We start from the raw sequence: 19,365 nt of genomic DNA, 5'->3' as shown, positions 1-19,365 counted from the left end.
GCACTTTCTTATCGCAATTTGTTTTTTGACTTTTCGGTCAATTTTTGCCACAGTCATTGAACAGTGACTTAGCAAGTGGTCATGGCCGTTTTCATCCTTGATCATAGCTGCTCATGATCATGAAAATGGCCGAAACTGAATGAAGACGTGAAGACATATCTGGGGAAAGCCCGTGCGCGCGATCATAGCCGTTCTCGACTCCTTTGGTATCGGTGAAGCCCCCGATGCCGCCGCTTTCGGCGATCAGGGGTCCAATACCTTTTGCCATATTGCCCAGGCCTGTGCCGATGGTGCCGCCGATCAGCCCGGCCTGCGCCAGGGCCCGCTCAACATCCCCAATTTATTGGCTTTGGGCCTAGGCCATGCGGCGCGCACGGCTGGCGGCACCCTGCCCGCCCAGATGATTTTGCCAGGCGCCACCACCGGGCTTCACGGCGCAGCGGCAGAGCGCAGCAAAGGCAAGGATACCCCCAGCGGCCATTGGGAAATGATGGGTTTGCCCGTTCTGTTCGATTGGGGTTATTTCCCCAAAGAAACCCCCTGCTTTCCTGATCAATTAATCAATGATCTGATCAGCCGGGCCGGCATCCCCGGTGTCTTGGGCAATTGCCATGCATCGGGCACCACGATCATCGCCGATCTGGGTGAAGAGCATATCAAAACCGGCAAGCCCATTGTTTACACATCGGCGGATAGTGTGTTCCAGATTGCCGCCCATGAAACCCATTTCGGTCTGGATCGTCTTTACGAGCTGTGCGCCATCGCCCGCGAACTGGTGGATGATTATCATATCGGCCGGGTCATCGCCCGCCCCTTTCTGGGTGATCACCCCGACACTTTCGAGCGGACGGGCAATCGCCGCGATCTGGCAACCCCGCCCCATGCACCCACCTTGCTCGATATCAGCAAGGATCATGGCCGCGAGGTCATCTCGATTGGCAAGATCAGCGATATTTTTGCAGGATCGGGGATCAGCCGCTCTATCAAGGCGCATGGCAATCAGGCGGTTTTTGAACGCCTTATCGAGCAAATCGACAGCGCCCCCGATGGAGCCATTGTTTTTGCCAATTTTGTGGATTTCGATATGCTCTATGGCCATCGCCGCAATGTGCCGGGCTATGCCGCGGCTTTGGAAGCCTTTGATCGGCAATTGCCCGCATTGCGCGCCGCCTTGAAACCGGGGGATGTGATGGTGCTGTCTGCCGATCATGGCTGCGATCCCACCGCCGAGGGTTCGGATCATACCCGGGAATATATTCCCATTCTGGCTTTTGGGCCGGATCTGGAGGGCAAGGATATAGGGATACGCCAAAGCTTTGCCGATATCGGTCAAAGCCTTGCCCATCATCTTGGATTGCCGCCCCTTGATGCCGGTGAGCGCTTTTTTTGAAAGCCGAAGATAATTGATGAATAATCGTGAAAGGTTCGATCTGGTGAGTGAACAAAAGGTCACGGCATTAACCCCCTTCGATCAAAATCTGCCCCATGGGGCGGGCCATAATGCATCCATGATGCGCAATTCGGCCATCCCCTTTGATGCCGGGATGATCGAGCATATCAGGGTCAATCTATCGGCGGTGGAACGCCGGATCGATACGTTGAAAGCCCGCCGTTCGGTAAAAAAGGAATGGCAGGCGGCCTGGCTTTTAAAAGCCATCAGTTGCATCGACCTCACCACCTTATCGGGCGATGATACACCGGGCCGGGTGCGCCGCCTGTGTGCCAAGGCGCGCCAACCCGTGCGCCCCGATCTGATGGCCGCTTTGGGCATGGCCGATCGGCCGATCACCGTGGGCGCTGTGTGTGTGTATCATGAAATGGTCTCGACCGCGGTCGAGGCGCTGAAGGGCAGCCATATTCCCGTGGCGGCGGTTTCCACCGGCTTCCCGGCGGGTTTATCGCCCTTTCATCTGCGTTTGGCGGAAATTCATGAATCCGTGGCGGCCGGAGCATCGGAAATCGACATCGTGATTTCCCGTCGTCATGTGCTCACCAGCAATTGGCAGGCTTTATATGAAGAAGTAAAAGCCTTTCGCGAAGCCTGTGGGGATGCCCATCTGAAAGCCATTCTGGCCACCGGCGAACTGGGTTCGGCCACCAAGATCGCCAAGGCATCGATGGTGGCGATGATGGCCGGTGCCGATTTCATCAAAACATCGACCGGCATGGAAAAAATCAATGCCACCCAGCCCACCAGCCTGATCATGATGCGCGCCATCCGCGATTATTACGAACGGACGGGCTATAAGATCGGCTATAAACCGGCGGGCGGGATTTCTACCGCGAAAGATGCCGTGCAATATCTGGTACTGGTCAAGGAAGAACTGGGCCGCGATTGGCTGGAGCCAGACTTGTTCAGATTTGGCGCCTCGCGCCTCCTCACCGATATCGAGCGCCAGCTCGAACATTTCGTCACCGGCCGTTATTCGGCTGCACATCGCCACCCGATGGGATAAGGGCTCCTCATGTCAACCAAAATAGCCGAGATTTTCGATAGCATGTCCTATGGCCCCGCGCCCGAACAATCCGATTATGTGTCAGATTGGCTGGCCCGGCACGAGGGCGGCTTTGATCTGTTTATCGATGGCCAGTGGCAGGCACCCGAAGGCACCCGCACATCACTGGAAAGCCGCAATCCGGCGACCGGCGACCTGCTTGCCTCAATCGCCATTGCCGGGCCCGCCGATATCGACAAGGCCGTGGCCGCCGCCAAAAAAGCCTTTCCCAAATGGTCGGGCCTGAGCGGTCATGAACGCGCCCGCCATCTTTATGCCCTCGCCCGTTTGATCCAGAAAAACAGCCGGTTTCTGGCGGTTCTGGAAAGCATGGATAATGGCAAGCCGATCCGCGAAAGCCGCGATATCGATATTCCCCTCGTGGCCCGGCATTTTTATCATCATGCGGGCTGGGCCCAACTCATGGAACAGGATCTGCCCGATTTTGAGCCACTGGGCGTTGTGGGGCAGATCATTCCATGGAATTTCCCTTTGTTGATGCTGGCCTGGAAGATTGCCCCGGCAATAGCCATGGGCAATTGCGTGGTGATGAAACCGGCGGAATATACCAGCCTCACCGCCCTTTATTTTGCCGAATTATGCCGCGAGGCCGGATTGCCCAATGGGGTGGTCAATATCGTCACCGGCGCGGGCGAAACCGGCGAATTGCTGGTGCGCCATGACGATGTGGCAAAAATCGCCTTCACCGGCTCCACCGATGTGGGTCGCCTGATCCGCCGCTCAACGGCCGGAAGCGGCAAAAAGCTGACTTTGGAACTGGGCGGCAAATCGCCCTTCATCGTTTTTGATGATGCCGATCTCGATAGCGCCGTGGAGGGGCTGGTGGATGCCATCTGGTTCAATCAGGGCCAGGTGTGCTGCGCCGGTTCGCGGCTGATCGTCGAGGAAGGCGTGGCCGATCAGCTGATCGAAAAAATCAAGCACCGGCTGAGCAATTTCCGTCTTGGCTCGCCCCTTGATAAAGCCATCGATATGGGGGCCATCGTCGATCCCATCCAGCATCAAAGGATCGATGAACTGGTCGGCCAATCGGTGCGTGAAGGGGCGGTGCTGTGGCAGCCCGATATCCCCATGCCCGAAAAGGGATGCTATTATCTGCCCAGCATTCTGACCGATGTGGCCCCCGCCAATGTCGCCGCGCGCGAAGAAATCTTCGGCCCCGTTCTCACGGTCACAAGCTTTCGCACCCTGGCCGAAGCCGCCGATCTGGCCAATAATACCCGCTATGGGCTATCGGCCAGCGTGTGGTCGGAAAATATCAATCGTGCGCTTGAAATTTCCGGGCTGGTGAAGGCTGGTGTGCTGTGGATCAACTGCACCAATCAATTCGATGCAGCCTGCGGCTTTGGCGGCTATCGCGAAAGCGGCTTTGGCCGTGAGGGCGGGCGCGAAGGGCTTTATGAATATATGAAGCTGCGCGATGAATGGCAGCCATCGGGCAGCGATATCATCGAGGCCAAAGCCGCCCCGAAAGTCCAGAGCAAGCCCCATGATCTGATCGACCGCACCGCGAAAAACTATATCGGGGGCAAACAAAAGCGCCCCGATGGCGGCAATAGCCTGCCGGTGGTGGATCAGGGCGGCAAGCTGATCGGGCTTGTGGGCGACGGCAATCGGAAAGACATCCGCGATGCCGTGGAAGCCGCCTTCAAGGCTGAAGGCTGGAGCAAAAGCACCGGCCATAACCGGGCCCAGATTCTTTATTATATCGCCGAGAATCTGGCCATCCGCGAAGAGGAATTTTCCCACCGCCTCAGCCGCCTGACGGGGGCCAGCGCCAAAGCGGCCAAGACCGAGGTTCTGGCCAGTATCTCCCGGCTGTTCAGCTATGGGGCCTGGGCCGATAAATTTGATGGACTGGTTCACAATCCGCCCCTGCGCAATATCGCCCTCGCCATCAACGAGCCTTTGGGGGTAACGGCGGTGCTCTGCCCCGATCGCAACCCGCTCCTCAGCTTTATCTCATTGCTGGCACCGCATCTGGCGATGGGCAATCGCACGGTCATCGTCCCCTCCCAGCGCTTTCCCCTCATCGCCACCGATTTCTATCAGATCCTTGAAACATCCGATGTGCCGGATGGCGCGGTGAATATCGTCACCGGGGATCGCGATGGCCTCGCCGATGTGTTGGCGCGTCATGATCAGGTCGATGGGCTTTGGTATTTTGGCACGGCCAAAGGCAGCGAGCAGGTGGAGCGGTTATCCGCCGATAATCTCAAACGCTGCTGGGTAAATTATGGCAAGGCCCGGGATTGGTCATCGCCAAAATTTGGCGAGGGGCGTCAGTTCCTGCGTGAAGCGACACAGGTGAAAAACGTCTGGCTTCCTTATGGCGATTAAAGCCAGAATGGGGCATGAAAGCAGGCTCGACACGCTTGCAGGATCGTACCCCAAATAAAGGTTCCCTTGATGATCGCTCTTGCCGGTATGCTGCTTTTACTTGCCATTGGGGTTTTGGCTTCGAGCAATTGGCGGCATATTCGGTTTCGGGTGGTGGGCAGCGCCTTTGCCTTGCAGGCGCTGATTGCCATTTTCGCCCTTTATATCCCGGTGGGAAAGGATGTTCTGCGCGCTGCGGCCTTGGGTGTGGGATCGATCGTTACCTATGCCGATGAAGGGATCAGCTTTCTTTTCGGCCCCTTGGGCAATGATAGCTTGGGCTTTATTTTTGCTTTCCGGGTTTTGCCGGTGATCGTGTTCGTTTCATCGCTCATTGCGGTTTTATATTATCTCAAGATCATGCAATGGATCGTTTTGCTGATCGGCGGCGGCCTGCAAAAGATCATCGGCGCGCGCCCTGTGGAAAGCCTGTGTGCGGCGGCGAATATTTTTGTCGGCATGGTGGAAGCCCCGCTGGTGGTGCGGCCATATCTTGCCAGCCTTAGCCGTTCCCAGCTTTTTTCGGTGATGGCGGTGGGCCTGTCTTCGGTATCGGGGGCCATATTGGTGGGCTATGCCAGCCTTGGGATCAATCTGGAATATCTGCTGGCGGCGGCTTTTATGGCAGCGCCGGGGGGATTGTTGCAGGCCAAATTGCTGATGCCGGAATCCCCTGATGAACGGGAAGAACCCATCAAAGCCCTTGATGCCACCGGCTTTGATCCAAAGAACAAGCCCGCCAATGTGATCGAGGCCGCCGCCGATGGGGCGATGGCCGGGCTTAAAATCGCCGTCAGCGTGGGGGCGCTGCTTTTGGCCTTTGTGGCCTTGCTGGCCTTGCTGAATGATCTTTTCGGTGGCATCGGATCGCTTTTGGGTTTTGAAGATTTAAGCCTTGAACTGGTGCTGGGGGTTGTTTTATCCCCTTTGATGTATCTGATGGGGATACCCTGGCATGAGGCGGCCACGGCTGGAAATCTTCTGGGCCAGAAAACCATCCTCAACGAATTTATCGCTTATGTGCAATTGGCGCAAATTCAGGATACGCTAAGCGCCCATAGTGTTGCCGTGATCACCTTCGCCCTGTGCGGCTTTGCTAATTTTCCAGCGCTGGCGATCATTTTCGGGGGCCTGGGCGCCATGCTGCCGGATCGGAAATCAGAAATCGCCCGGCTGGGATTGAAGGCTATTTTGGCCGGCACCCTTTCAAATCTGATGAGCGCCACCATGGCCAGTTTTTTGTTATCGCTATAATCCCGAACCGAATTCAGGACAAATCATGAAAAGAAATCAGATCGACCCGCACCTATTGGAAGATTTTCCCGCCACGGATCTGGTGATCTGCGAAACGGCCCAAGAGGCCATTGATCGCATGATCAGCCATTATGAAGATGCCATTGCCACCATCAAGGAAGATTTCGATGCCTTTCTGGATAATCGCCTGGAAGGCCCGGCCCGGCCAGCGCATTATCCTTATCTGGCAACAAAAGTTGATCCCAGCAAATTGTCGCGGACCAGCAATCTGGCTTTCGGCAAGGTGAATACCCATGGCTTTCACGGCACCGATATCACCTGTCCTTATCTGTTTCGGGATTATCTGTTTGATCAGATGGAGCTTTTGATCAATCATCATGAGGCGATTTTCATGGTGGGCAAAAGCCATACGCAAATCCCGCTCACCTTTGCCCTTGAACGGGCGGCATCCGGCCTCACGCCGGAACGCCGAAACGAGATCAAGAATAGTTTCAGCCTGCCCAATCTTGTTGCCACCAATGATGATATCGTGGATGGCGAACGCATCAAGGGCGTGGAAAAAGTGGCCCCTTTGTCGCTTTTTTCAGCCGAACGGATTGATTATTCCCTGCACCGCATCCGCCATTACACGGCCAGTGATCCCGAACATTTCCAGCATTTCGTGCTCTTTACCAATTATCAGCGCTATGTTGATGAATTCATTGAATTTGGCAAAAACGAAGTGGAAGCCGGGCGCTATGACATGCTGGTGGAACCGGGGGGGCGGATCACCCAGCGTGGCAAAATGCCGACGAAGGATCTGATTGCCAAACCCCCGCAGATGCCCGCCTATCATCTGGTACGCGAAGGGCGCGGCGGGATCAGTATGGTCAATATTGGTGTGGGGCCATCCAATGCCAAAACGGTAACCGATCATCTGGCGGTTCTGCGCAGCCATGCCTGGCTGATGGTGGGCCATTGCGGTGGCCTGCGCGGCAGCCAAAGGCTGGGGGATTATGTGCTGGCCCATGCCTATCTGCGTGATGATCATGTGCTGGATGGGGCTCTGCCCACCGCCATTCCTCTGCCCACCATAGCCGAAGTGCAGGTGGCCTTGGCCAATGCGGTATCGGAAATCACCGGCTTGAAGGGTAAATCCCTGAAAGCCCGTCTGCGCACCGGAACCGTTGTCACCACCGATGATCGGAACTGGGAATTGCGGATCGATGAACTGGCGCTGCGGTTCAATCAATCGCGGGCGATTGCCATCGATATGGAATCCGCCACCATTGCCGCCAATGGCTATCGCTTTCGGGTGCCTTATGGCACGCTTTTATGTGTGTCGGATCGCCCCTTGCACGGCGAAATCAAGCTGCCGGGCATGGCCGATGTGTTTTATGAAAAAAGCGTCAGCCAGCATTTGCAGATCGGTATCCGGGCGATGGAATTGCTGCGCGATGAAGCGGCATCGGGCACCCTCCATTCGCGCAAGCTCCGAAGCTTCGACGAACCCGCCTTTCGTTAAGGGCGGTTCTCATGGCCTCCTTAACTTCGTCACCCCGGGCGGAGACCCAAGGGTGACGTATGAAGGTGGCAAGTTTATTGCCGGGCTAGTTTAAGAAGCTCTGCCACTTCGTCGCGCCGAGCCGGATCGATCGTACGCCCTAAATCCGCCAGCAATGTCTGCACTTCTTCTTTATTCCCATTTTCCAACAGAGCTTTGGCCAAATTCATCTGAATGTCGGGATTATCAGGGGCAAGGCTATAAGCTTCGCGATGGGCCGCCAAGGCCTGCCCCAAATTTCCGCGTGATAAGCTGATCACTCCATAGGTATCTTGAATGGATGCGGATTTTGGGGCGAGCCTCCGCGCCTTGCTGGCAAGCTGGAAAGCCTGATCAGTCCGCCCCATTTCCCACAAAAGCCAAGCATAATTATTCAGCAAAACCGGATTTTCCGGATTTTTATCCAACACTGCATCATAAAGCTGGGCCGCCCGTTCTTTTTCGCCCATCTGGCTCAATAATTGGGCGCGCTGCAGATTAACCCCCAATGTTTCCATGCCTTGAAGGGCTGCGAGCGCTTTTTCCTTTTCCCCGATTGACCACAGAATCTGCGACAATGAAAGCGCCCGCCTTTCGGTAGGTGCCTGCGCATAAGCCCGCTCCATCGCCGCTGCTGCTTTGGCCTGCTCCCCAAGCCGTAAGTATATTTCGGCCTTCAATTCCAGAAAATCAGGGGTTGCCCCCAAACGACTTTCCAATTCCACAAGAAGGTCATCCGCTTCTTCGGTCTGCCCTTTTTCTGCCAAAAGCCGCGCCAATATGGCCCGCGCATTATTATATTCATCATTCAATCTGATGCTTTCACGTAAAGAAGCGATGGCATCATCGATCCGACCCGAAGCAACAAGGCTACGCGCCAGCAAAACATGATTGCGCGCATTTTCAGGATTAAGCGCCACCAGCCGATCAAACCGCTGCAAGGCCGCAGCAGAATCACCCATGATCTCCTCAGCAAGACCCGCCAGTTCCATTGCTTCTTGCTGATCGGGATTCGCCTTCAAAATTGCCTTGGCCAGTTCAAGGGCTTCTTTTTCCTGCCCATTTGTCAGAAGATATCGACCCAAAGCAAGCTTATAGGCCTGTTGCTCGGGATATTGCGCCACAACATCGCGCAGCAACGCCTCCACCTTTTCATTTTGCCCTGATTCAGCCAAAAGCTGGGCCAGCCCTAATTTCAGTTCGGCCGATTCCGGGGCCTTTTTAAGGGCCGTTTCAATCAAGCCGATGGCTAAATCCTGCCGCCCCTGCTCACGATAAAGCCTGATCAAGGCCACGATCACCGGCTGATTATAAGGTTCAAGGGCATTGGCTTTTTCGATCAATTCAATGCCTTCAGCCGATTCCCCCAAGGTGCCGTGCACCAGCCCTTTCAGAAAATAGCCCGCCGCACGCTCGGGATGATCGGAGATCAGGGCATTGGCAATGGTCATGGCTTCATCAAGATTGCCAGCCCGCGCATAGGTTACCCCAAGACGCATACGATCATTCACGCCATCCAGTTGATCGCCGCCGGAAAAAGACTTCAAAGCCGCTTCCGCCCCGGCTTTATCGCCAATCCCAAGCTTGAGCGATGCCAATGCCGTGGCTAAGGCCAGATTATCGGGCGTTCGCGCCAAAGCATTTTCAAGATAGCCGATCGCCTGATCCATTTTACCTGACTGCACGGCGGCGGCCGTTGCCAGGCGCAAAGCGGCCAGATTATCTTCGCCCGCGCCTCCGGCACTGGCCAGGGGGGCAATGGCAGCCAAAGCATCGGAAGCATTGCCCATCCTTAAATTCGACCAGGCAAGGGCCCGGCTGGCCACTTCGGGAACTTCGCCATCGCCCATACTTTCCCGCGCGAAGCGTTGCAGATTATTGATCGCAATCTGATCATTCCCCAAGGCGCTATTGGCAATTCCGGCCACCAGAAGGGCAGAGCGGCTTCGTGGATTGCTCGCCAAAACACGCTCGGATTCGGTTTTGGCAATTTCAAATTTCTGCTGCTGCAGGGCAATCAATGAGCGCAGATAAATGCTTTGCTCCGAGCTCAGCCCGCGCTGGCGCAAACCATCGAGCAAGCCCAAGGCCTCATCCAGCCCACCTTGTTCGATCAAAAGGCTGGCAAGGGTTATGGTGGCCAAAGGCGATGCGGGATCGGCTTTAAGCGCCGTGCGCAAATAGCCTTCGGCCTGATCCCTGTTTTCCGCCATGATCGCCATGCGTCCGGCCAGCAGATTGGCTTCATACTGTTCGGGCCCGGCTTCCAACGCCTGTTGTGATAAGGATGCCGCCTTTTCGGTTTCATTCTGGCTTAGGGCGATCTGCCCGAGACGCGCCAAAATCCCCGCCGTTTGAGCCGGTGCGGATTGCAAAAGATCCTGTGCATCCCCCACCCGACCCTGGCCCAAAAGGGCATCGGCATGATAGGCCATCACATCAAGATCGCGCGCCAGATCGGGGGCAGCCGCCTCCACAAGCCCCAATGTCTTGGGAAATTCCCCGCCCAGATTATAAACGCGCATCAAAGGAACCAGATATTCGGATGGCGTAGCCCCCGCCTCCTTTGCACGTTCATATTCTTTTCCGGCCGCCATGATCTGGTAATTCTGCAGATAAAGCCGGCCCAGCAAAAGCCGGGCGGGGATAAAATCCGCCTTTTCCTGCAAGGCATTTTTCAGTTCGATGACAGCGGCATTGTATTTTTCGGATTGAAATTTTTCCAAGCCTGATTCGTAATATTTTTCGGCCCGCTGCTGTGGGTCAGCGGGCGAACAAGCCGAAATCGCGGCCAGGCTGATCAAAAAAAACCCGTGTTTCAATAATTTTGAGACTGTCATCTTCGACCCTTTATTCCCCGATTCGGATAGGATCCGCAGGCTTTGAAAACTGCGGCCCCTTTTTCGCCCCACGCGATCCTGTGACCCTGTGATCCGTGCAGCAACCAACTCTAGCATAGACTGAACCATCTCACAGCAAAGACTTGTCCAAGCGCCAAGCACTTTATTTTAAATGTTGTGAAAGACTTGCGTTCAGACCAAAGCTGTAGAACTGTGTAAAAAGGGAACAAAGGGCAGGAGGACAGCGCAGGATGATCCATTTCTGGACATTCGCACTCACGGCTGTGGGTTTTATCGCGCTGGCCCTGCTTTTGCTGAGAAGGGGATGGCGGCAAAGGCAAAGCCGCCTGTTTGCCATGGCCGCCTTCATCCATGGTTTATGGGCCGCGAGCCAGATTTATGGCACATTCCCCTTTTCAACCCATCTGGCCTGGCTGCTTTACACGGCGCATTTTTTGGGTTGGGCCCTTTTTCTGGTCAGCCTTTTGCCCCAATCTTCCGAACAATCTTCGGGTCAATCCTTGGGGGGGCTCCAAAGGATCGTCGGGCTTTTGGCGCCGATTTTGATTCTATCCAAAATCATCAGCCTGCTGGGCTTTGGGATTGCCCCCGCGCTTTTGGGTCAGATCATTTATATCCTCGATCTTTCCAGCATGATTTTAGGCCTCGCGGCCCTTGTGGGGGTGTTTCAGGCCACCAATGATTATGAACGCTGGCATCTGAAATTCATCTGCATTCCCCTAGGAGTAGCCTTTGCCTATGATCTGGTGGTGCATGCCCAGATTTTTGCCATGGGCGATATGAACACGGCCTATCATAATATTCGCGGCCTGCTGAACCTTGCCATCGTGCCCTTTTTATTCATCAGCGCGGCGCGCTATAAATTCTGGCGCGATCCCTTTTTCGTCTCACGGCAAGCGGTTCTTTATTCCCTCACCCTGATCGGTGTAGGTTTTTATCTGCTGCTGGTGGCGGCTGCGGCCCTTATTTTACCCGAATTGTCCGAAGATGCCGCCCTCCCCTTGCAGATCGGTTTGTTTTTCTTTGCCCTGATGATGTTGTTGTTCTTTTTATCATCGGGCAGCGCCCGGGCGCGTATCAAGCTTTTTGTCGCCCGGCATTTTTACAGCCGCAAATATGATTATGCCCATGAATGGCGTCGCCTGATGGGAACTTTGGCCACCGATGGGCGCAATAACAGCTCTTTGGAATATCGGATCATCAAGGCCTGTGCTGAAATTCTGGAAAGCCCCGGTGGCGCTTTATGGGTTTTGGAACAGGATCGCCCGCGCTTGCAGGCAACATGGAATTTCCGGCCCGCAGCCCATAGCCCTCATCCTGTATCCATTGATCTGTTCCAGGATGATCAGGGCGCCCTTCATTGCCTTTATGACCAGCGTTTGGCGCAAAGCCCCTTTCATGAAGATCGGGCGGCATGGATTGTCATTCCCCTGCCCCATCTGCAAAATCTGAATGGTTTTCTCATCCTCACTTATCCTCGTGTGGCCAATAAAATCGATGTGGAAGATGAAGATCTGCTGCTTTTGGTGGCACAACAATGCGCAAGCTTTCTGGCGGAATCAAAAGCCGCGGCCATCCTGGAGGAAAACCGGCAATTTGCCCGTTTCAATCGGCAATATGCCTTTGTCGCCCATGATCTTAAAAATATCATCAGCCAGCTTTCCCTGATGCTGAAAAATTTTGATAAGCATTCCGCTAATCCGGAATTTCAGCGTGATATGCATGAAACCATTCAGCATAGTGTGGAGCGGATGCAAAAGCTGATCACCCGCCTCACCCAAGTGGAAGCGGGCAAGGGATCGGCCGAAGAGCCCGAGGAAATTGCGGTTTATCCGATCTTGCAGCATGAATTGGCCAAGCGTGCCGAAAATGGCGGTGGCAAAGCGTTGCTGAAAGCCGATATTGCCGCGCACAATTTGATGCTTCATGTGCCGAAGGAACGGTTTTGCGCCACCATCGGCCATTTATTATCCAATGCCTTTGAAGCCGGTGATGTTAAAGACGAGGTTGAGGTTTCCCTCGATCTGATTGGCGACAAGATCATCATCGACATCACCGATCATGGGGCCGGGATGAGCCCCGAATTCATTCGCGATACCCTTTTTGTGCCCTTCCGATCCACAAAACGCAGCGGCTTTGGCGTTGGTGCCTTTCAATGCCGGGAGTTTGCCCGAGAACAAGGGGGCGATCTGGATGTGATCAGCAGCCCCGGTTCCGGCACCACCATGCGGCTCAGCTTTCCTGCACTTTTGTAAACTTTTAGCAAACCCGGTTATGATGAGATATGGTCTCAATTTATGAATGAATCAACGCGAACATTGCTAATCGTCGATGATGATCCGGGCATCAGGGGGCAATTGAAATGGGCCTTCGATGATCTGGAATGCACCTTATGCGCTGATCGCCCAAGCGCCATCAAAGCTGTGCGAAAAGAAGCCCCTGCCGTGGTTTTGCTCGATCTTGGGCTGCCCCCCGATACGGATGGCCCCAGCGAGGGTTTATCGGCTTTGCGCGATATTCTGGCTGCCAGCCCCGATACCAAAGTGATCATCATGACCGGGCAGAAGGAACGCTCCTATGCTCTGAAATCGGTCTCGCTTGGGGCTTATGATTTTTATGAAAAGCCATTGGATGTGGATGAATTGCGGTTGATCGTGCATCGGGCCTTGAAGCTTTATGATCTTGAGCAGGACAATCGCCGTTTGCAGCTTGAAAGTCAGGCCAATGCGATCCCCGGCCTGATCACCGCAAGCGCCAAGATGAAATCGATCGGCGATCAGATCATGCGTCTGGCGAAAACCGATGTCTCGGTTTTGATCATCGGTGACAGCGGCACGGGCAAGGAATTGCTTTCCCATGGGGTGCATAGCCTGAGCCGTCGCAGCAAGGGCCCGTTCATCGCAATCAATTGCGCGGCCATTCCTGAAAATCTTTTGGAATCCGAACTCTTTGGCTATGAACGCGGGGCCTTCACCGGGGCCCATAAAACAACCATCGGCAAGATCGAACAGGCCCATGAAGGGACTTTGATGCTCGATGAAATCGGCGATCTGCCTTTGTCCTTGCAGGCCAAGCTTTTGCGGGTTTTGCAAGAAAAAACCATCGAGCGGGTGGGCGGCAGAAAGCAGATCGCCATCAATTTCCGCATGGTGTGCGCCACCAATTGCGATCTGGAAAAAGCCATTGCCGAAGGCCATTTCCGCGAAGATCTCTATTACCGGGTTGGCGAGGCTGTGGTGCAGGTGCCCCCATTGCGGGATCGCCCGGAAGATGCCCTGCTCATCGCCCATCATTTTCTCGACACATGGAGCCATGAACAGGGGCTGAAAAACCCCGGTTTTGCCAGTGATGGATTGGCTGCGATCTCGCATTATCACTGGCCCGGCAATGTGCGCGAATTGCAAAGCCGGATCAAACGGGCTCTTGCCACCGCCAATGGCCGGATTTCGGCGAGTGATCTTGATCTTGCCGAAAGCCCCGATGAACAGATTTTGACTATTAAAATGGCCCGCCAGAAAGCCGAGCTGGACTCGATCCAAAGAGCCATGGCCCAAACCGACGGCAATATATCCGAGGCCGCGCGCCTCCTTGATGTGAGCCGCCCCACCTTATATCAATTGCTCAATGAGCATGGCTTGCGATAAAGCGAGCATCCCTTAAATCACCGCTAAAAGGCGAAGGGCGCAGCCGGGGTTGAAGCGGCGCGCCCTTCTTCTCAGGAGTTCCCCCTCCCGATTGCTTAGCTCAAAATCATGCCGCACCCTTTTTGAGCCTCTGGCCCAACCGGCTGCGACGACCACCCAAAAAGCCCAGCAGGATCAGGCCAAAACCCAGAAAAACAAGGGTCGCGGGCAAAGGGACTGCTGTGATGGTGGAAGTGGTTGGCGACAAAAACACGGACGCATGGGACAAAGCATTGACCCGATTATTTCGGCCACCCCCCGAAAGAGCCGGGGACAAAGCAAAATCACCCCCGCGCACCGAGATCAGATCATCGAAGAAAAAGGCGCTGAATCCATTGCCATGCTTGAAACTGATGACGAAAGGACCAGCAATCGATGCCGCATCATCCCAAAGCGACCAGGTGCCGCTGGTTTGATCATTGCTGGCGAGGAATGCAGGGGCATTCCCATCGCTTTTGCCGAAAAAGATCCAATCCGTAGCGCCGAAAATATCCTCATCATTGAGCAGTAACAAAAGAGGATCGCCATCACCTTTGGCATCATTCCCCGCCAAGCGCCCGATACAGCTTTTAAAATTGACGACCGCCCCGCTGGCTTCATGCGCCGTGACGGTGGCATTTCCACAGCTACCATCGCCAAGCCCACCCGCAACGATCTCGGCAGCCTGGCTTTTGATCGGGTTTAAGCCGAGCCCTATAATCAGGGCAGCCAAAAGATAGAGGGACGAGCCCCGCAATCCTTTTGCCGATCCATTGCCGATTATTGCGCGCATCTGTTGCATCATTTTGCCATTTCATGGATAGTCGTTTGCTGGAAAAAAGCAAATCTCATGCCATTATAGAAAATACTATAAACCCTTCATGACCCATAGTTTTTTAAATCACACTTAAGTCATGACTATAAAATGTCAGAAAATATAACACATTTTTGTCGATGCCGCGTTCTTTTGTAAAATTTACGGACAACCTGCTCCCGCTTATTGCCACAGCCTCTTGAAAACTCATCAGTGAGAATAAAACGGTCTGATAGGCAAACGGCATGGAGCATTTTTTTCTATCCTAAAAAAGGAGGCGCATCCCAAATCCCCCCCATGGCCGAGATATTACAGAATAAAAACAAGGATGAGCATCACAGCCAACCAGCCGATCAGGCTGCCCACGAGCCAGATCAGAAAAGCTGTGCGACGGCTGAACACAGAAAGAGCCTGTCTTTTCGATGGTTTTTCCATAAATCATGATCCAGACATACAGAAAATTCAAACGAGGATGCGGACGTCATGTGTATGCCACAATCATTAATTATGCATATCCTGTGCCAGCCCATGAATGAGCACATCATATAATACAAAAATATTTGTGGATAATGGTGCCGAATCGCGATAAAATGGTAAGCTTTAGAGTGGTTGTCTGATCAGGCAAGGCCGATCATAAAACGCGACAAGGCGAATAAAGAACAGGGGATAAATTTCATGGCGCAGATCACAATCCTGACCTGCGGTCTTTTAAGCGCCGCAGCGGGTGCCGTACTTGCCTTTTTCATGACCACGATCTTTGATACAAACCTGTTCATCTGCATGATCGCCGCAAGCTTGGGAGCCGTGATCGGCAGTCTTTTGGGTTGGACTATTCTAAGGCATTTTCTGGGGGAATTTTCTGAGCCGTTTTCTGACAGCGCCGATCATATCCGGCCAAATCATTGATGAACGCAATAATATCTGAAACCACCTCATCCCGCTGAAGATCGCGCAAAAGCAGATGATAACCATCGGCATAGCGCCGGATGATGCGCTGCTCTGCCGGGATCATGTGGGCGATGGCCTCAATGGCCTCGATAGGCAGGATCTCGTCTTTCTCGCCAATCAGCACAAGGGTCGGCACATCCAGCGTGCGCGCCGCCTGCATCGCCTGTTCCATCAGGGAAACAAGCCCATAAATCGCATCCACCCGCGTCGCCTTGATCACATGTGGATCGCGCCCCATTCTGATCAAAGCCTCGCGATTATCCGATGCCACGCGCTTTAACCCCTGCCCGGTCAGTTCCCATCCGGGGGCGATATGGGCGGCCAGCCATAAGCTCATCCGATAGAATAACGGCATCTCCGACCAGCCCCAGGCAGCGGGAGATACCAGCACCGCGCCATCGGCCTTTGGGCTCTTTTCATTCTGAGCCAAGGCCAGAACCGACACCGCCGCCCCCATGCTTTCCCCCAGTAAAATCACCGGAAGATCAGGATGGCGGGCTTTCAAAAGGCCGATCAGGGCTTGGGCATCGGCGCGCAAGGCATCCGCCCCCGCCCAAATTCCGGCCTGCGGATTTTCACCAAAACCCCGCTGATCATAGGCATAAACCCGCACGCCCCGATCAGCCAGCAAGGGTGCCGACCAATCAAAGGCAGCGCGATAATCATTGAACCCATGCAAGGCCAGCACCACAGCGCAGCTTGGCGGTGCCGCCCGATCATGATCAGGCCAGATTCTGAGTGGCAAAGCGCGGCCATCCGGGGTCTGATAAATCTCATCCTCTATGCTGCCCGCCATGGGCACGGAAGGCGGCTGAAAGGGCTGCACCACAGGGGTACAGGCCACCGCCATCAGCCACCCGCCCAAGAGAAAAAGACGCACCATCCCCCTCATATCAATGATTTTTCCCATATATTTCACAGGCATTGACTGATGATTTGCGTAAAAAGCCACATTGTCATAAAGAATGAAGACCCTATATCTTGTAGCGCAGCCCTTGACCCATAGGATAGTCCGGGCCTATCCGATCCTTCGCTTTCCATCCATTTTATCAGGTGAGTTCCCCGTGCAAACACCTCATCAGCAAAATTTGTTATCCGCCGATCTGATGGATGCCCAAGCGCTGAAGGCGCATTTTCTTGATGTGCGAAAAGCCACCGAGACTCTGGCCGCTCCCCTTTCGGCGGAAGATGCACAAATCCAATCCATGCCCGATGCCAGCCCGGCAAAATGGCATCTGGCCCACAGCACCTGGCTGTTTGAAACCTTTATTCTTAAAGCCTATGATCCCGATCATCCGGTGTTTGACGAGGATTTCCACTATCTGTTCAATTCTTATTATGAGGCCGAAGGGCCGCGCCACCCACGCCCGCAACGCGGGCTTTTGAGCCGCCCCTCTTTGCAAACGGTGATGGATTATCGCCGGGCAACCGATCATCGCATGGCGGATTTTCTCGATCAAATGAGCGCGCATCCCCAATGGCCGCGCATCGCCGCTTTGATCACATTGGGCTGCCATCATGAACAACAGCATCAGGAATTGCTGCTCACCGATATCAAACATGCCCTGTCGTGCAATCCCACGGCCCCCGCCTATGCCCATTCCTTCCCCAAAATGATCACCAAAGCCCCCGAAGCGCGCTGGATAAAAATGGCGGGCGGCCTCAAAAAAATCGGCCATGATGGCACTGGTTTTGCCTTTGATAATGAAGGCCCGCAGCACCAGGTCTGGCTTCATGATCATGCGTTGCACAATCGTCTTGTCACCACTGCCGATTATCTGCAGTTCATCGAAGATGGTGGCTATCGCACCCCCACCCTGTGGTTGTCCGAAGGATGGGATTGGGTGAACCATGAACATGCCAGCGCCCCCCTTTACTGGACCCAAAGCAAAGACGGCGACTGGAGCATTTTCACCCTTTATGGCCGCCAGCCGATCAATTGGGCGGAGCCGGTTTGTCATCTCAATTTCTATGAAGCCGATGCGTTTGCCACATGGGCCGGGGCCCGCCTCCCGCGCGAGGATGAGCTTGAATGTGCCACGCTTTTAGCGATGCAAGATGATGATGAGGCCAAACGCAAAGCCGCGATCATTGCCAGCCACCGGCTGCACCCGGCGCCTGCGCAACTGCCGCACAATCGCCGCTCGGATGCCGATGATAACCCATCCTTTCTTCAGCTTGCGGGCGAGGTTTGGTCCTGGACATCTTCCTCTTATGGCCCCTATCCGGGCTTTCGCCCCTCCCCCGGCGCGATTGGCGAATATAATGGTAAATTCATGTGCAATCAGTATGTGCTAAAGGGGGCTTCGTGCCTGACACCCGCCAAACATTGGCGGCCCAGCTATCGCAATTTCTTTCCCGCCCATGCCCAATGGCAATTCACCGGATTAAGACTGGCCAAGGATATCTGATGCAAAAAAAGACGACGCAAGCGACCAAAAGCCCGGTTCATTTCATTGATCTGGCGCCCGAAGCTGAGTCTTTTGAACAGGCTGCCCTTGCGGGCCTGAAGGCTGCCAAAAAAACGATCCCGGCAAAATTTTTCTATGATGCCCATGGCTCGCGCCTGTTTGAAGAAATCTGCAAGCAGCCGGAATATTATCCCACCCGCACGGAATGCCGCCTTTTGCGCGACCATGGCAAAGACATCGGCGCGGCTGTGGGTCCTGATGCTCTGGTCATCGAATTTGGTGCGGGTGCCCTAGAAAAAGTGCGGCTTTTGCTCGATGGGCTCGATAATCCCGCCGGTTTTGTTGCCATCGATATTTCAGGGGATCATCTGCTTTTGGCGGCCCAAGAACTGGCGTCTGAATTAGCATCTGCAAATCCCGATCTGAATATCACCGCCATCTGTGCCGATTATACAAGGCTCGATGCCCTGCCCGCCCCCCTCAACACCACGCCCCATAGAAAGCTGGGCTTTTTCCCCGGCTCCACGATTGGTAATTTCAGCCGCGATGAAGCCGTGGGTTTTTTGAAAATCATGCATCATCTGCTGGGCCCCGATGGGATGCTGGTGATCGGTGTGGATCTGAAAAAAGATCCGGCTATTCTTGATGCTGCTTATAATGATGCGATGGGGATCACCGCCCAATTCAATCTCAATGTGCTGCGGCGATTAAACACCGAATGCGGGGCCAATTTCGATCTCGATGCCTTTCGCCATGTGGCTTTTTACAATCCCGATCAAAGCCAAGTGGAAATGCATATCGAAAGCCTGCGCGATCAAAAGGTGATAGTGGCGGGCACGGTGATCGATTTCAAGGCGGCTGAGCGCATCCACACAGAGATAAGCTGCAAATACAGCATCGGGGAGTTTGCCGATCTGGCCCGCTCAGCAGGCTGGGCCCCGCAACAGGTGCTGACCGATGATCAATCCCTGTTCAGCCTGCATATTCTGCGCATCTGA

General features: G+C 54.5%; 12 protein-coding genes. 9 read left to right on the top strand and 3 right to left on the bottom strand.

Annotation, left to right across the window (positions count from 1 at the left end):
- Nucleotides 1–172: 172 nt before the first annotated feature.
- From QK300_RS10635 to QK300_RS10615, 5 genes are all read left to right on the top strand, one after another.
- Nucleotides 173–1,390 carry a phosphopentomutase gene (locus QK300_RS10635; protein ID WP_281301639.1) on the top strand — a complete coding sequence of 406 codons (1,218 nt, stop codon included), beginning with the start codon at nt 173–175 and terminating at the stop codon, nt 1,388–1,390.
- Nucleotides 1,391–1,508: 118 nt separating this feature from the next.
- The gene (gene deoC, locus QK300_RS10630; protein WP_348651880.1) at nt 1,509–2,456 is read left to right on the top strand and encodes a deoxyribose-phosphate aldolase; all 948 of its coding nucleotides are present in this window, start codon (nt 1,509–1,511) and stop codon (nt 2,454–2,456) included.
- 9 nt (nt 2,457–2,465) lie between these two features.
- Nucleotides 2,466–4,856 (top strand): aldehyde dehydrogenase family protein, encoded by a 2,391-nt coding sequence (locus tag QK300_RS10625; RefSeq protein ID WP_281301641.1) that lies wholly within the window; start codon nt 2,466–2,468, stop codon nt 4,854–4,856.
- 69 nt (nt 4,857–4,925) lie between these two features.
- A complete protein-coding gene (locus QK300_RS10620) occupies nt 4,926–6,149 on the top strand; it encodes a nucleoside transporter C-terminal domain-containing protein (protein ID WP_281301642.1) in 1,224 nt (407 codons plus the stop codon).
- A gap of 25 nt (nt 6,150–6,174) precedes the next feature.
- On the top strand, nt 6,175–7,653 hold the full coding sequence (locus tag QK300_RS10615; RefSeq protein ID WP_281301643.1) for an AMP nucleosidase: 1,479 nt from the start codon (nt 6,175–6,177) through the stop codon (nt 7,651–7,653).
- Nucleotides 7,654–7,727: 74 nt separating this feature from the next.
- Here QK300_RS10615 and prsT read toward each other — a convergent pair whose 3' ends face one another.
- On the bottom strand, nt 7,728–10,511 hold the full coding sequence (gene prsT / locus QK300_RS10610; RefSeq protein ID WP_281301644.1) for an XrtA/PEP-CTERM system TPR-repeat protein PrsT: 2,784 nt from the start codon (nt 10,509–10,511) through the stop codon (nt 7,728–7,730).
- 251 nt (nt 10,512–10,762) lie between these two features.
- Here prsT and prsK point away from each other — a divergent pair, with 251 nt between their 5' ends.
- Together prsK and prsR are read left to right on the top strand one after the other, a co-directional pair.
- A complete protein-coding gene (gene prsK, locus QK300_RS10605) occupies nt 10,763–12,787 on the top strand; it encodes an XrtA/PEP-CTERM system histidine kinase PrsK (protein ID WP_281301645.1) in 2,025 nt (674 codons plus the stop codon).
- A 42-nt stretch (nt 12,788–12,829) separates the two neighbouring features.
- On the top strand, nt 12,830–14,176 hold the full coding sequence (gene prsR, locus QK300_RS10600) for a PEP-CTERM-box response regulator transcription factor (RefSeq protein WP_281301646.1): 1,347 nt from the start codon (nt 12,830–12,832) through the stop codon (nt 14,174–14,176).
- 106 nt (nt 14,177–14,282) lie between these two features.
- Here the strand turns inward: prsR and QK300_RS10595 are convergent, their stop codons facing one another.
- Nucleotides 14,283–14,987 (bottom strand): hypothetical protein, encoded by a 705-nt coding sequence (locus QK300_RS10595; RefSeq protein ID WP_281301647.1) that lies wholly within the window; start codon nt 14,985–14,987, stop codon nt 14,283–14,285.
- Nucleotides 14,988–15,837: 850 nt separating this feature from the next.
- The gene (locus tag QK300_RS10590; RefSeq protein WP_281320843.1) at nt 15,838–16,836 is read right to left on the bottom strand and encodes an alpha/beta fold hydrolase; all 999 of its coding nucleotides are present in this window, start codon (nt 16,834–16,836) and stop codon (nt 15,838–15,840) included.
- Nucleotides 16,837–17,020: 184 nt separating this feature from the next.
- Between QK300_RS10590 and egtB the strand changes: the two genes are divergently transcribed.
- Complete coding sequence (gene egtB / locus QK300_RS10585) at nt 17,021–18,367, top strand: ergothioneine biosynthesis protein EgtB (RefSeq protein ID WP_281301649.1); 1,347 nt, start codon at nt 17,021–17,023, stop codon at nt 18,365–18,367.
- The gene (egtD, locus tag QK300_RS10580) at nt 18,367–19,365 is read left to right on the top strand and encodes an L-histidine N(alpha)-methyltransferase (RefSeq protein ID WP_281301650.1); all 999 of its coding nucleotides are present in this window, start codon (nt 18,367–18,369) and stop codon (nt 19,363–19,365) included. Before egtB ends, egtD begins: the two co-directional genes overlap by 1 nt.

Origin of the sequence: Iodidimonas sp. MBR-22, assembly GCF_029946565.1 — a bacterium.
In the GTDB taxonomy this organism is placed as follows: domain Bacteria; phylum Pseudomonadota; class Alphaproteobacteria; order Sphingomonadales; family Rhodothalassiaceae; genus Iodidimonas; species Iodidimonas nitroreducens.
The sequence above is the reverse complement of the archived record's forward strand: the minus strand, read 5'-3'. Positions and strand labels throughout refer to the sequence as shown.

What these genes read in the sequence shown, in the direction of transcription:
- deoC (WP_348651880.1), top strand. Translation starts at nt 1,509, where the DNA reads ATGATGCGCAATTCGGCCATCCCCTTTGATGCCGGGATGATCGAGCAT.
- QK300_RS10595 (WP_281301647.1), bottom strand. Translation starts at nt 14,987, where the DNA reads ATGCGCGCAATAATCGGCAATGGATCGGCAAAAGGATTGCGGGGCTCG.
- QK300_RS10620 (WP_281301642.1), top strand. Translation starts at nt 4,926, where the DNA reads ATGATCGCTCTTGCCGGTATGCTGCTTTTACTTGCCATTGGGGTTTTG.
- egtD (WP_281301650.1), top strand. Translation starts at nt 18,367, where the DNA reads ATGCAAAAAAAGACGACGCAAGCGACCAAAAGCCCGGTTCATTTCATT.
- QK300_RS10625 (WP_281301641.1), top strand. Translation starts at nt 2,466, where the DNA reads ATGTCAACCAAAATAGCCGAGATTTTCGATAGCATGTCCTATGGCCCC.
- QK300_RS10615 (WP_281301643.1), top strand. Translation starts at nt 6,175, where the DNA reads ATGAAAAGAAATCAGATCGACCCGCACCTATTGGAAGATTTTCCCGCC.
- prsR (WP_281301646.1), top strand. Translation starts at nt 12,830, where the DNA reads ATGAATGAATCAACGCGAACATTGCTAATCGTCGATGATGATCCGGGC.
- prsK (WP_281301645.1), top strand. Translation starts at nt 10,763, where the DNA reads ATGATCCATTTCTGGACATTCGCACTCACGGCTGTGGGTTTTATCGCG.
- prsT (WP_281301644.1), bottom strand. Translation starts at nt 10,511, where the DNA reads ATGACAGTCTCAAAATTATTGAAACACGGGTTTTTTTTGATCAGCCTG.